Consider the following 13,376-nt stretch of genomic DNA (forward strand, 5'->3'; position numbering starts at 1 on the left):
CCGAGCGGCCCTCCGGCGTCGCCCGCTCTCACCCCGAGCCCGCTACCCCTCGCCCGGCTCCGGCGGTTCGGCGACGGCCGCGCGGGCGGCGGAGTCGGTCGGCGCCCGACCGGCGAGGGCGGCGAGGGCGCGCCCGTCGCCGACGTCGGCCCCCGCCCGCTCGCTGAGGATCCAGCGCACCTCGAGCAGGTCGCAGTAGGCCTGCACCGGCGACCCGACGCCGCCGAGCGCGGCGTGCGCCCGGACGGTCCCGGGCTCGAACACCTCGGCCCGCCAGCTCCGGGCGGCCTCGGCCTCGCCGACCTCGCGACCGGCACGCCGCGACAGGTACGCCTGGTACGCGCGCAGGTCGCCGAGCAGGATCGTGGCCTGGCCCTCCCCCGTGTCGAGCCCCGTGAGCTCCTGCAGCTGACCGGCGTGGAACCGCCGGTCCCCCACCGCGACCTGCAGCCGCAGGGCGCCCGGCCCGTCCCCGGTCGGCCGCAGCGTGACCTCCTCGACCGCGAAGCCCAGCTCGTTGAGCTCGCGGATCTTGCCCTCGACGCGGTAGCGGTCGCCGAACGAGAACACCGGCTCAGCGTGCAGGGCCTCCCACAGCGCGCGGTACCGGCCGGGGATCGCGAGCGCCTCGTCGATGAGCTGCTCGTGGATCTCCGGCGGCCGGTCCAGCCGCTCGGCCAGGTCGATCATCCCGGCGGCGACGTTCTCGACGAGGATGTCCATGTCGATCTGGCGCTGGCCGTCGGACAGGGACGGATGGACCTCGCTGGTCTCGGCGTCGACCAGCCAGGCCTGCAGGGTCTGGCCGTCCCGGGAGAACAGGGTGTTGGCCAGCGAGCAGTCGCCCCAGAAGATCCCGTGCCGGTGCAGCTCGACGAGCAGGCCGGCCATCGCGTCGAACAGCCGGGCGCGGTGCGCGGGCCGGTTCGGCGGCAGCCGCATGAACAGCCGCCGGTACTGCCACGAGCCCTCGAGGTAGCGGGTCACGAGGATCGCGGTGTCCTCGGCCTGGAACACCACTCCGGCGGGCCGGACGGCCGGCAGCCCCAGGTCCTCGAGCCGGCGCAGCACCGCGTACTCCTTGCGCGCGATGCGGTGCGGCAGCTCCTTGAGCGCCCACAGCCGGCGGTCGCCCTCCACGAACCGGACGAGGTGGCGGCTGGGCCCGACGGCGATGTCCCGCAACGGGACCTCGGCCGGGCTCCACTCGCCGAGCGGCTGGTCCCACGGCAGCCCGAGCAGACCCGGCGACGGGGAGCGGAGGGTGAGCTCGGGCGAGGCGGTCATCGCGCGTCGCCGGGCGGTGCGGTGCTCCCCCGGATCACCAGCTGGGTGGGCAGGAGGACCCCTCCTTCCCCGGCCTCCCCGCCGGAGAGCGCGGCCGCGACCATCCGCCCGGCCTGCGCCCCCTGCTCGCGGACGGGCTGGCGAACCGTCGAGAGGTCGGTCAGCGCGGCCAGCGGGTGGTCGTCGATCCCGATGACCGAGACGTCGCCGGGCACGCGCAACCCGGCCCGCCGCAGGGTGCGGACGGCGCCGAGCGCCACCTCGTCGGAGTGCGCGTACACCGCCGTCGGGGGCTCCCGCAGGCCGAGCAGCCGGGCCATACCCTCCGCGCCCTCGTCGGCACCCCACTCGACCGTCGCGACGAGTTCGGGCTCCACCGGGATCCGGGCGTCGGCGAGGGCCACCCGGTACGCCCGCGAGCGGCCCTCCGGCTGGTGGGCCCGCTGTTCCGGGTCGACCGCCTCGATCATGCCGATCCGCCGGTGACCCAGGTGGACGAGGTGGTCGACGGCCTGCCGGCCCGCGGCGACGTCGTCGATGCTGACGTACGGATGGCTCGCGACCTGCCCGCCCGCCGCCACGACCTCGACGCCCATCAGCTCGAGCCGGGCGCACTCGGCCTCGTCGACCGGGAAGGCCAGGGCGACGACGGCGTCGACCTTGCGGCGGGCGGGCAGCCTGCGGAAGAAGTCCTGCCGGTCCGCTGCGTCGCCGACCCGGTAGAGCAGGACGTCCAGGCCGGCGTCGCGCAGCACCTCCTCCAGCCCCTCGAGGAGGGCGCCGAAGTACCACCGGGACAGGTGCGGGACGACGACGGCGACGCGCCCCGTCCGCCCGCCGGCGAGGCGGGACGCGTCGGGCGAGACCACGTAGGACAGCTCGTCGGCGATCCGGCGGACCCGCTCCCGGGTGCCTGCCGCAACGTGCGGATGGCCGCCGAGCGCGCGCGAGGCGGTGGCCGGGGAGACCCCGGCCAGGCGCGCGACGTCGGCGAGGGTGACCTCACGGTCCACCCTGCCCGCCGACGCCGTCACGGTGCCGAGCATAGCGACCCTCCCGCCGGAAGCGCTTGCACATTCGACAACCGCGATCGTCGCAGCTTCCACGGCATCGATGTGACCCTTGACACAGCAGCAGGAGCTCCTCCAGGCTTGGTTCTGGAAGCGCTTCCAACCAGAAGGGAGGCGTCGTGAGCCCCGAGCACGCGCCCGTCGCGTGGTGGCGCACCGCCGTGACCTACCAGGTCTACCTCCGCAGCTTCGCGGACTCCGACGGCGACGGCGTCGGCGACGTCGGCGGCCTGCGCGACCGGCTGCCGTACCTCGCCGACCTGGGCGTCGACGCACTGTGGATCACGCCCTGGTACCCGTCCCCGATGGCCGACGGCGGGTACGACGTGGTCGACCACCGCGACATCGATCCCGTCTTCGGCACGCTCGCGCAGGCCGAGGCGCTGATCGCCGACGCGCACGCGCGCGGCATCCGGATCGTGCTCGACCTGGTGGCGAACCACACGTCGGACCGGCACCCGTGGTTCGTCGAGGCGCTGGCGGCGCCCCCGGGCTCACCGGCCCGGGGCCGCTACCACTTCCGCGACGGGCGCGGCCCCGGTGGCGAGTTCCCCCCGAACGACTGGACCAGCGCGTTCGGCGGGCCCGCCTGGACCCGGGTCAAGGAGCCCGACGGCACGCACGGCCAGTGGTACCTGCACCTCTTCGCACCGCAGCAGCCGGACCTGAACTGGGACGACCCCACGGTGCAGGAGGGGTTCGACGACGTCGTGCGGTTCTGGTTCGACCGCGGGGTCGACGGGCTGCGCGTCGACGCGGCCCCGGCGCTGGTGAAGGCGCCCGGGCTGCCCGCGTTCGACGGCGGGCCCGCGTTCACCCCCGCGACCTGGACCGACAGCCCGCACTGGGACGTCGACGGCGTCCACGAGGTCTTCCGGCGTTGGCGCACCATCGCCGACGGCTACGGGGGCGACCGGATGTTCGTCGCGGAGGCCGTGGTCAACGGGCCGGAGCGGCTGGCCCGCTACCTGCGGCCCGGTGAGCTGCACACCGCCTTCAACTTCGACTACCTGCACGCGGCGTGGCAGGCGCGGGCGCTGCGCGAGACGATCGACGCCACGCTCGCCGCCATGGCCACGGTCGGGGCGCCGGCGACGTGGGTGCTGTCGAACCACGACGAGACCCGGCACGTGACCCGGTTCGGCCGGCCCACCGGTGCGGGACGGGACGGGACGCGGGAACCCGCCGACCTGGCGCTGGGCACCCGGCGGGCGCGGGCCGCGGCCCTGCTCATGCTCGCCCTGCCCGGCGGGGCCTACCTGTACCAGGGCGAGGAGCTGGGCCTCCCCGAGGTCGAGGACCTGCCCGAGCACCTGCTGCAGGACCCGGCCTGGGAACGGTCCGGGCGCACGGTCCGCGGCCGGGACGGCTGCCGGGTACCGCTGCCGTGGTCCGGCCCGCACCCGCCGTTCGGCTTCTCCCCCGACGGCGGGCGCCCCTGGTTGCCGCAGCCCCGGGACTGGGCGTCGCTCACCGCCGCGCGCCAGCGCCACACACCCGGCTCGACGCTGCTGCTCTACCGTGCGGCGCTGAGCCTCCGCCGGGCCGTACCCGACCTGGCCGGACCGGACCTGACCTGGGTCGACGGGGCACCCGCCGTGCTGATCCTCGACCGCGGCGAGCGGTTCCGCTGCGTGGTCAACCTGTCCGGCGAGCCCGTCCCGCTGCGCGCCCATGGCACCCTCCTGCTCGCCTCCTGCCCGCTGGTCCGCCACGAGCTCCCGCGCGACACCGCGGCCTGGCTCACCCGATGAGCGATCCCGAGAACCCGGAGGTCCCGACGATGCGACGTCCCTGGAAACGCCGGCTGGCGGCGGCCGCGCTCGCCGCGGCCACGGCATGCGGCATCGCGGCCTGTGGGTCCGCGCAGGCCGGGCCGCCCCGGCTGACCTGGTACATCAACCCGGACTCCGGGGGCCAGACCGAGATCGCCCGGCGCTGCACCGACGCCGCGGGGGGCCGCTACTCGATCGACGTGGCCCAGCTGCCCCGCGAGTCGTCGGCCCAGCGGGAGCAGCTGGTGCGGCGGCTGGCGGCGAACGACAGCTCGATCGACATCATGAGCCTCGACCCGCCGTACATCCCCGAGTTCTCCGAGGCGAGGCTGCTCGCCCCGATGCCGCCGGACCTGGCCGCCCGGGTGACGGAGGGCGTCGTCGAGAGCGCGGTGAAGGGCGCGAGCTGGCGCGGCCAGGTGGTCACGGTGCCGTTCTGGGCCAACACCCAGCTGCTCTGGTACCGCAGGTCGAGGGTCGCCGGAACCGGACTCGACCTGTCGCAGCCGGTCACCTGGGACCAGCTCATCGCAGCCGCGCAGGCGAAGGGCTCGCAGTTCGCGGTGCAGGGCAAGCGCGCCGAGGCCCTCACCGTGTGGCTCAACGCGCTGGTCTCCTCCGCGGGTGGCGCGATCATCACGAACCCGTCGGTCGACGACCCCGAGGGCGTCCAGCTCGGCCTGGGCGACCCGCCGGCCACGGAGGCCGGGCGGATCATGAAGGAGCTCACCGACGCGGGCGTCGGCGGCCCGTCGCTGTCCACCGCGGGCGAGGACGCCAACGTCACCGCCTTCGAGAACGGCGACGCCCTGTTCATGGTCAACTGGCCCTTCGTGTGGCCGCGGGCCAACGAGTCGGCGGCGGAGGGCACGCTCGGCGCGGACGTGCCCGCGGACTACGGCTGGGCGCTGTACCCGCGGGTCGAGCCGGACCGGCCGAGCGCCCCGCCCTACGGCGGGATCAACCTCGGCGTCGGCGCGTTCAGCCGGCACCCGGACCTCGCCTACGAGGCGACGGAGTGCATCACGAGCGCGGCCAACCAGACCTACTACTTCGTCGAGAACGGCAACCCGGCGGCGCGCGAGTCCGTCTACTCCGATCCCTCCGTGCTGCAGGCCTTCCCGATGGCGCCCGTGATCCTGCAGTCGCTCGAGCAGGCCGCACCGCGTCCGCAGACGGCCTACTACAGCGAGGTGTCGCAGAGCGTCCAGCGCGAGTACCACCCGACCTCCCGGATCGACCCCGCGGCGACGGGCGCGGCCACCGCGGCCCTCATCCAGGAGGTCCTGGCGAAGAAGGAGCTGCTGTGAGCACCATCGCCGTCCCCCCGGCCGAGACCGCGGCCCCGGCGCCGACGCGGCACCGGGTCCGGCTCTCGGACCGCTCGCGCGCCGAGCGCCGGCTCGGCTGGACGCTGGCCGGTCCGGCGTTCGCCGTGATGCTGCTGGTCACGGCCTACCCGATCCTGCAGGCCGTCTACGACTCGCTGTTCGACTACCGCCTCACCGACCCGGACAAGCGCCACTTCACCGGGCTGGCCAACTACGGCGTGATCCTCACCGACCGGATCTGGTGGACCGCGCTGGGCGTCACGCTCGTCATCACCGTCGTGACGGTCGCGGTCGAGCTGGTCCTCGGCTTCGCGCTCGCCCTGGTGATGGTCAAGGCGTGGCGGCGGCTGCGGGCGGTGGTCCGGGCGGCCATCCTCATCCCCTACGCGGTGATCACGGTCGTCTCCGCCTTCGCGTGGCAGTACGCGTTCGCGCCGGACTCGGGCTTCGTGAACCAGTGGTTCGGCTGGGTCCCCGGCGTCTCCGCGGACACCGACTGGTTCGGCGGCACCTGGTCGGCGCTGTTCGTGGTCTGCCTGACCGAGATCTGGAAGACGACGCCCTTCATCTCGCTCCTCCTGCTCGCCGGGCTCGCCCAGGTGCCGGAGGTGCTGCAGGAGGCCGCGAAGGTCGACGGCGCCACGTGGTGGCAGCGGATGCGGCGGGTCACCCTGCCGAACATGAAGGCGGCGATCATGGTCGCGCTGCTGTTCCGCAGCCTCGACGCCTTCCGGATCTTCGACTCGATCTTCGTGATGACCGGTGGGGCGAACAACACCGAGAGCGTGGCGTTCCTCGCGTACCGGCAGACGATCTCCCGGCTGGAGATCGGGCTGGGGTCGGCGGTCTCGGTGATGCTCTTCCTCTGCGTCATCCTGATCTGCGCGCTGTTCATCAAGGGCTTCAAGGTCGACCTGGCCGCGACGAGGGGTGACGAGCGATGAGCACGCGCGAGAAGTGGCTGTGGATCGTCGGCGGCGTGCTGATCATCGTCTACGCGCTGTTCCCCGTCGGCTGGATCGTGTCGCTGTCGCTGAAGTCCTCGGCCGACATCGCCAACGGACAGTTCCTGCCCACCGTGGTGAGCTGGGAGAACTACGCGCTCATCCTCACCGGCGACGCGAGCGAGCTGTTCCTGCCCGCCCTGCGCAACTCCTTCGGCATCTGCCTGATCGCCACCGCGATCTCGTGCGTGCTGTCGATGTTCGCGGCGTACGCGATCGCCCGGCTGGACTTCCGCGGCAAGAAGCTCATCCTGTCCACGGCGCTGGCCGTGGCGATCTTCCCCGTCATCTCGATCGTCACGCCGCTGTTCAACCTGTGGCGGCAGATCGGGCTCTACGACACCTGGCCCGGGCTGATCATCCCGTACCTGTCGCTGACCCTGCCGATCTCGATCTGGACGCTGTCGGCCTTCTTCCGCGAGATCCCGTGGGAGATGGAGCAGGCGGCCCAGGTCGACGGCGCGACGACCTGGCAGGCCTTCCGCAAGGTGATCGTCCCGCTGGCCGCGCCGGGCGTGTTCACCACCGCGATCATCGCGTTCTTCATCGCCTGGAACGACTTCGCGTACGGCATCTCGCTCACCTCGACCGGCGCCGCGCGACCCGTCCCGGCGGCGCTCGGGCTCTTCTCCGGGGCCTCGCAGTTCGAGGCCCCGAACGGTCCGGTCGCCGCGGCGGCCGTGCTCGTGACGATCCCGGTCGTCGTGCTCGTCCTGCTCTTCCAGCGGCGCATCGTCGCCGGCCTGACCAACGGCGCCGTCAAGGGCTGAGTCCCGCACCCGCCAGAAGGAGAACCGCCATGGCTTCCGTGGAGATGCGGAACATCGTGAAGAAGTACGGCGACGGCTACCCGGCCGTCAACGACGTCAGCCTGGACATCGCCGACGGCGAGTTCATGATCCTGGTCGGGCCGTCCGGCTGTGGGAAGTCCACCCTGCTGCGGATGATCGTCGGCCTGGAGGACATCACCTCCGGCGACATGGTCATCGGCGGGCGGCGGGTGAACGACAAGGCCCCCCGGGAGCGCAACCTGTCGATGGTGTTCCAGAACTACGCGCTGTACCCGCACCTGTCCGTCTTCGAGAACATCGCGTTCCCCCTGCGGCTGCAGCGGGCGCCGGAGGACGTGGTGCAGCGCAAGGTGCGGGAGGCGGCGGACGTGCTCGAGCTGCACGAGCACCTCGAGCGCAAGCCGGCGAACCTCTCGGGCGGGCAGCGGCAGCGGGTCGCGATGGGCCGGGCGATCGTGCGCGACGCCGACGCCTTCCTCTTCGACGAGCCGCTGTCCAACCTCGACGCGAAGCTGCGCGGGCAGATGCGCACCGAGATCGCGCGGCTCCAGCGCAGGCTGGGCATCACGACCGTCTACGTCACGCACGACCAGACCGAGGCGATGACCCTCGGGGACCGGGTGTGCGTGCTGCGCAAGGGCGTGATCCAGCAGGTGGCCTCGCCGCGGGAGCTCTACGAGCAGCCCGTCAACCTCTTCGTGGCCGGGTTCATCGGGTCGCCCCCGATGAACTTCCTGCCCGCGCGCCTGCGCGGCACCCGGCTGGACACCCCCTTCGGCGAGATCCTGCTCGACGAGCGGCGGGCGGCCGAGGTCGGCGACCGCGACCTCGTGCTGGTCGGGATCCGGCCGGAGTACTTCGAGGACGCGACGCTGGTCGACGAGGCCAAGAAGCACCTCGGGTCGACCTTCCGGGCCACGGTCGACGTCACCGAGTGGTTGGGCGACTCCCAGTACGCCTACATCCCGTACGAGGCGCCGGAGGAGATCGCCCTGCAGCTCAAGGAGCTCTCCCGCGAGCTCGACAGCGACCAGCTCCGGACCCAGGCCGTGGTCTCGATCGACGCCACGAGCCGGATCCGGGAGGGCCACGAGGCGGAGTTCTGGCTCGACAGCCGCAAGGTGCACGTCTTCGACCCGGCCACCGGCGTGAACCTCACCCGCGACCCGAAGGCCGGCGCCGCCCTCACCCGGCAGGCGCTCGGGGACCGTGCCGAGCAGACCGAGGAGGCGCGGGCGACCGGGCCCGCCGGGGAGGACCGGTAGGTGCGGCGTCAGTAGTTGCCCTTGGCCGACCACCCGCCGTCGACGGGGTAGACCTGCCCGGTCACGAACCGGCCCTCCCGGAACAGGTACGCCACCATCGACGCGATCTCCTCGGGCAGGCCGAGCCGGTCGATGATGTGGGCGCGGGCGTTGGCCGCCTTCATCTCCGGCGTGATGTCGCCGAGGATCGGGGTGTCGATCGTGCCCGGCGCGATGGCGTTGACCAGGATGTTCCGCGGACCGTACTCGAAGGCGGCCTGCTGGGTCAGCCCGATCACGCCGCCCTTCGCCGCCGAGTACGAGGCGAGGTTCGGCAGGCCGCGCAGCGCGGCGAGCGAGCTGATGTTCACGATCCGCCCGCCGCCGACCTCGATCATCGAGGGGATCACCGCCCGCATCCCGAGCCAGACGCCCTTGAGGTCGGTCGCGAGGACGTTCTCCCACGCCTCCTCGGTCAGCCCGACGACGGTGTCCTCGCTCTGCATGTTGACGATGCCGGCGATGTTGGCGAGCAGGTCGACCCGGCCGTGCCGCTCGAGCACCCCGGCGATCCCGGCCTCCCAGTCGGCGGCGCGGCGGACGTCGAGCTGCACGCCGACGGCCTGCCCGCCCTCCTTCTCCGCGAGCGCGACGGTCTCGGCGGTGTCCTTGATGTCCGCGCACGTCACCAGCGCGCCCTCGGCGGCCAGCCGCAGCGCGGTGGCGCGACCGATGCCCTGCGCGGCCCCGGTGACGACCGCGACCTTGTCGCGCAGCGTGGCCTCCTGCAGCGGGGGGAGATCGGACACGACGTGCTCCTCTCGACGACGGCCCGCCGACGGTAGGAAGCACCGCCCGCGGCCGACAGGGCGGCGCGGCGGAGGTGTTGGGAGAGTCCACAGGACCGCCGCGGCCCGGTTGGGGACGTCGACAACGCCGCGCGCACGAGGGGGATGACACCCCCGCCCCGCATCGGGACCCTCGCCGGCAACCGACGAGAGGGGCCTCTGGTGGACGGCACGGGACCGGTGTTCGGGCTCTGGTACGACTTCCGCAACCCGGACCCGGAGCGGCCGTTCGGCGCGTTCTACCGCGAGGTCCTGGAGCAGATAGCCTGGGCGGAGCAGCAGGGCCTGGGCTCGGTCTGGCTGACCGAGCACCACTTCTGCGCGGACGGGTACAGCCCCTCGCCCTTCGTGCTGGCGTCGGCGATCGGCGAGCGCACCGCGAACCTGCGGATCGGCACCAACCTCATCGTCTCGCCCCTGCACAACCCCGTGCGGCTGGCCGAGGACGCCGCCACGCTCTCGCTGCTCACCGGCGGCCGGTTCGACCTCGGCGTGGGGCAGGGCTACTGGGAGCGCGAGTTCGCGGCCTTCGGGCAGACCGTGCGGAACCGGCCGAGCCTGCTGGAGGAGGGCGTCGAGATCATCCGGCGCGCCTGGGCCGGCGACGCGAGCGGCTTCTCCGGCAAGCGGTACTCGCTGCCCGAGGGGCTGGCCGTGACCCCGCGGCCGGAGACCGCGCCGCAGCTGCTGGTCGGCGCGATGGCCGAGCCCGCGATCGCCCGCGCCGCGCGGATCGCCGACGGTTTCCTCTCCACCCAGAACGGGCACCAGCAGGCCTATCTCGACGCGGTGGCCGCGCTCGGCAGGCCGGTCGAGGACGCCCGCATCTACGCCGGCCAGTGGGCGGTCATCGCCGAGGACCCGGAGCGGACCTGGGCCCGGATCGGCGAGCACGCCCTCTACCAGCTCAACGAGTACATCGCCTGGGGCGCCTTCGGCCCGCCGGACGCGACGCCGCGCTTCACCGACCCGCAGCAGATCGTCGACGCCGGCGCCTACCTCCTGTGGGACGCCGACACCGCCGTGACCGAGCTGACCGCGCTGCTGCGCGACCGCCCGCAGATCCGCGACGTGCACTTCTGGGCGCAGTTGCCCGGCGAACCCGTCGACAGCGGCTCCGAGCGCATCGAGTACCTGGCCACGAAGGTGATGCCGCAGGTCCGCGAGCGGCTCGCCGCCTGACCCCCGATCCCGAGAAGGAGACGACATGGCCTACCTGGAGCGCGACGGCAAGCAGGTCTACTACGAGCACCACCGCGGGTCCGGCGGGCGCCCGGTCGTGCTGGTGCACGGCTGGGGCGCGACGAGCGAGTGCTGGGACACCACCCTGACCACCCTGCTGGGCGCGGGGCACGAGGTCGCGCTGATCGAGCACCGCGCGTGCGGGCGCTCGGACAAGGACTTCGACGACGTCTCGGTCGACGCGATCGCGTCGGACGTCGTCGCCCTGGTCCGGCACCTCGGCCTCGACCGCCCCGTGCTCAACGGCTGGTCGCTCGGCGGGGCGGTCGTGGTCGCCGCGGCGGCGGAGCTGGGCGACGAGATCTCCGGCGTGGTCCTCACCGGCGGGGCGAGCCCGCGCTACACCGCGGCGGACGGCTGGCCGCACGGCGGCGCCCCCGCCGACACCGAGGCGGTGCTCGCCGGGCTGGCCGCGGACCGGGCGGCGACGTTCCGCGGGATCACGTCGGCGGTGGCCGCCAAGCCGCTCTCGGACGACCTCACGCAGTCCATCTGGCTGCAGTTCATGAAGACGGGCGCCCGGGCCGCGGACACCATCCGCAGCCTGATCGACGTGGACCAGCGGGAGATCCTCGCCGGGCTCACCGTTCCGGTGCTCTCCCTGCACGGCACGGACGACGCGTTCGTGTCCTTCTCCGGCGCGAAGGCGGGCATCGAGCTCTGCCGCGACGGCCGGCTCGTCGAGTTCGCGGGCGTCGGCCACGCCCCGTTCCTCGAGGACCCGGAGACCTACCGCGCCGAGCTCCTGCGCTTCCTGGCCTGACCGGGCGGGGCGTCCCCGCCCACCAGCCGCAGCGCCAGCGCCGCGTACCGGGCGGCCAGCTCGTCGATGGCGAGCCGGCCGCCCGGTTCCCACCACTCGTTCGGCCCGTTGATCATGTCCAGCACGGCCAGCGCGGACAGCCGCGCGTCCTCGCACGCGAACTCGCCCGCCGCCGTGCCCGCGGCGAGGAAGTCCCCGAGCGCGTGCTGGTAGCGGCGCCGGTAGACCTGCACCTCGTCGAGCTTCCCCGGCGACAGCGCGCGCAGCTCGCGCCCCGCCACCCACCAGGCGTCCCGGTTGGCGCCGATGTGCCCCACGTGCCCCCGGACCAGCCGCTCGAGCCGCTCCCGGTACGTGCCCGCACCCTCGAGGATCGGCAGCTGGTCCACCACGAGGTCGCGGTCGACCACGTAGATCGACTCGAGGAGCAGCTCCTCCTTGCTGGCGAAGTGGTGGTAGAGCGAGGCGGCCTGGATGTCGGCCGCCTCGGCGATCGCCCGCATCCCCACGCCGTGGTAGCCGCGCTCGCGGAACAGCCGGCTCGCCACCGCCACCAGCTCGGCCCGCCGCGCGGCGTTGCGCGGCCGGGACGCCTGTGCCCGCGCCGCCCGGGAGGGGGCCGCCTGTGCCGCCCGTGTCGCCTGGGTCACCGTGGATCTCCCTCGTGCCGGTTCAGGCGCTGCCGCCCCGCGCCAGGTCGTCGACCTGCAGGGCGAGCTGGGCCGCCAGCAGGGCGTCGAACCGCCGCAGGTCGAGACCGCCGACGTGCTCGATGCGGCCCAGGCGGTAGCGGATCGTGTTCTCGTGCACGCCCAGCACCTTCGCCGTGGCACGCACCTGCGCGCCGCAGGCGAGGTAGTGGCGGAGCGTGTCCGTCAGGTCGCCGCCGGTCTCCGCGTCGTTACGGCGCAGCGGGCCGAGCAGCGTCTCGGCGAACCGCACGGCCACCGAGGTGCGCTCGCCGTTGACCACGAGCCGCAGCGTGCGGAAGTCCGCGGCGTCGAGCACCCCCGGCCGGCCGCCGAACCCGGCCACGATCGCCTCGGCGTCGCGGCACTCGGCGTGCGCGGCCGGGTAGTCCTCGACCCGCCGGCAGACCGCCGAGACCACGGCGCGGCGGCAGCCGGTCAGCGGCCCGAGTCGGTCGAGCACCGCGCCCAGCTGCGCCTTCACCCGCGCCTCCGGCGCGCTGCCGGCGGGCAGCCCGGCGAGCAGGACGACGGCGTCGGGCTCGGCGATCGCGAGCACCGGCACCCCGAGGGCGTCCGCCACCACCGCGGAGGCCGGGACCCGGCCGTCCCGGGCGCTGCGCCCGTCGGCCACCGGGAGTCGCACGAGCAGGTGCGGCCGCTCCACCTCGAGGCCGACGTGCGCGGCCATCCGCCGCAGGTCGTCCGGGGTGCGGGAGCCGCGCAGCAGCTCGCCGAGGACGTCGTCGCGGGCCTGCACGACCGCCTGCGCGCGGCGGGTCTCGGACAGCGACTGCAGGGCCAGCACGGCCGCGGCGTACTCGGCGACCGCCGCGTCGGCCGGGCCGAGCCGCCGTCCCGTCTCGACGACGTCGAGGAAGCCGGACACCTCCCCCTCGCCGACCAGGGCGGCGACGAGGTGGCGGCGCATCAGCCCGGCGTCGGGATCGGGCGGCAGGACGGCCGTGGTGCGTTCCGGTCCGAGGTCGGCGAGCGCCGTGCGGACGCGGGCGGTGCCGGGCAGGAACGAGGACTCGTGCAGCGCCGCCGGCCCCTCGGGGGCGCTCCAGGTCACGGGGTGCAGCGCGGCGTCGAGCAGCGCGACGCCGGTGCCGAGCATCGTCGCCAGGAGCGCGACCAGCGCGTCCCCCTCGGTCCCGCTGGCCACGGCGGCGGACAGCCGTCGCTGCAGCTCCCGGGTCCGGCCCAGCTCCGCGAGCTCGCGGCGCGGCCCCCCCCCCCCCCGACCCCCACCCCCCCCGCCGCCGTCGCGCCCAGCCGGGGCCCCCGACGGGGCGGCCCGGGGGGCGGCGGGCGCCGCCGCGCGCTACG

General features: G+C 74.0%; 12 protein-coding genes. 7 read left to right on the top strand and 5 right to left on the bottom strand.

Annotation, left to right across the window (positions count from 1 at the left end):
• Nucleotides 1–42: 42 nt before the first annotated feature.
• Nucleotides 43–1,287 carry a DUF4032 domain-containing protein gene (locus AB0B41_RS40310; protein WP_358212302.1) on the bottom strand — a complete coding sequence of 415 codons (1,245 nt, stop codon included), beginning with the start codon at nucleotides 1,285–1,287 and terminating at the stop codon, nucleotides 43–45.
• Nucleotides 1,284–2,321 (bottom strand): LacI family DNA-binding transcriptional regulator, encoded by a 1,038-nt coding sequence (locus AB0B41_RS40315; protein ID WP_358212303.1) that lies wholly within the window; start codon nucleotides 2,319–2,321, stop codon nucleotides 1,284–1,286. The genes AB0B41_RS40310 and AB0B41_RS40315 overlap by 4 nt, the downstream gene beginning before the upstream one ends.
• Before the next feature lie 155 nt (nucleotides 2,322–2,476).
• On the opposite strand from AB0B41_RS40315, the gene AB0B41_RS40320 reads away from it, so the two are divergent.
• Genes AB0B41_RS40320 through ugpC form a run of 5 tightly spaced genes read left to right on the top strand, consistent with a single transcriptional unit; the run spans nucleotide 2,477 to nucleotide 8,523 of the window.
• Entirely contained in the window at nucleotides 2,477–4,111 is a 1,635-nt protein-coding gene (locus tag AB0B41_RS40320) for a glycoside hydrolase family 13 protein (protein ID WP_358212304.1), read from the top strand.
• Nucleotides 4,108–5,442: an extracellular solute-binding protein gene (locus AB0B41_RS40325; RefSeq protein WP_358212305.1), complete on the top strand. Its 1,335-nt coding sequence runs from the start codon at nucleotides 4,108–4,110 to the stop codon at nucleotides 5,440–5,442. Before AB0B41_RS40320 ends, AB0B41_RS40325 begins: the two co-directional genes overlap by 4 nt.
• Entirely contained in the window at nucleotides 5,439–6,407 is a 969-nt protein-coding gene (locus AB0B41_RS40330; protein WP_358212306.1) for a sugar ABC transporter permease, read from the top strand. Before AB0B41_RS40325 ends, AB0B41_RS40330 begins: the two co-directional genes overlap by 4 nt.
• Entirely contained in the window at nucleotides 6,404–7,237 is an 834-nt protein-coding gene (locus AB0B41_RS40335) for a carbohydrate ABC transporter permease (protein ID WP_358212307.1), read from the top strand. The genes AB0B41_RS40330 and AB0B41_RS40335 overlap by 4 nt, the downstream gene beginning before the upstream one ends.
• 29 nt (nucleotides 7,238–7,266) lie before the next feature.
• Nucleotides 7,267–8,523, top strand: coding sequence for a sn-glycerol-3-phosphate ABC transporter ATP-binding protein UgpC (ugpC, locus tag AB0B41_RS40340; RefSeq protein WP_358212308.1), 1,257 nt, complete (start codon nucleotides 7,267–7,269; stop codon nucleotides 8,521–8,523).
• 8 nt (nucleotides 8,524–8,531) lie between these two features.
• On the opposite strand, the gene AB0B41_RS40345 is transcribed toward ugpC, so the two are convergent.
• Nucleotides 8,532–9,311: an SDR family NAD(P)-dependent oxidoreductase gene (locus AB0B41_RS40345; RefSeq protein ID WP_358212309.1), complete on the bottom strand. Its 780-nt coding sequence runs from the start codon at nucleotides 9,309–9,311 to the stop codon at nucleotides 8,532–8,534.
• 201 nt (nucleotides 9,312–9,512) lie between these two features.
• Here AB0B41_RS40345 and AB0B41_RS40350 point away from each other — a divergent pair, with 201 nt between their 5' ends.
• Both AB0B41_RS40350 and AB0B41_RS40355 read left to right on the top strand, forming a co-directional pair.
• Nucleotides 9,513–10,532 carry an LLM class flavin-dependent oxidoreductase gene (locus AB0B41_RS40350; RefSeq protein ID WP_358212310.1) on the top strand — a complete coding sequence of 340 codons (1,020 nt, stop codon included), beginning with the start codon at nucleotides 9,513–9,515 and terminating at the stop codon, nucleotides 10,530–10,532.
• Between the two features lie 25 nt (nucleotides 10,533–10,557).
• A complete protein-coding gene (locus tag AB0B41_RS40355; RefSeq protein WP_358212311.1) occupies nucleotides 10,558–11,355 on the top strand; it encodes an alpha/beta hydrolase in 798 nt (265 codons plus the stop codon).
• Here AB0B41_RS40355 and AB0B41_RS40360 read toward each other — a convergent pair.
• Both AB0B41_RS40360 and AB0B41_RS40365 read right to left on the bottom strand, forming a co-directional pair.
• Entirely contained in the window at nucleotides 11,322–12,005 is a 684-nt protein-coding gene (locus AB0B41_RS40360) for a TetR/AcrR family transcriptional regulator (RefSeq protein ID WP_358212312.1), read from the bottom strand. The two genes, AB0B41_RS40355 and AB0B41_RS40360, sit on opposite strands and share 34 nt — an antisense overlap.
• 22 nt (nucleotides 12,006–12,027) lie before the next feature.
• Nucleotides 12,028–13,212 carry a helix-turn-helix domain-containing protein gene (locus AB0B41_RS40365; protein ID WP_358212313.1) on the bottom strand — a complete coding sequence of 395 codons (1,185 nt, stop codon included), beginning with the start codon at nucleotides 13,210–13,212 and terminating at the stop codon, nucleotides 12,028–12,030.
• Nucleotides 13,213–13,376 lie beyond the last annotated feature (164 nt).

The organism is Pseudonocardia sp. NPDC049154, from assembly GCF_040648315.1.
Classification (GTDB): domain Bacteria; phylum Actinomycetota; class Actinomycetes; order Mycobacteriales; family Pseudonocardiaceae; genus Pseudonocardia.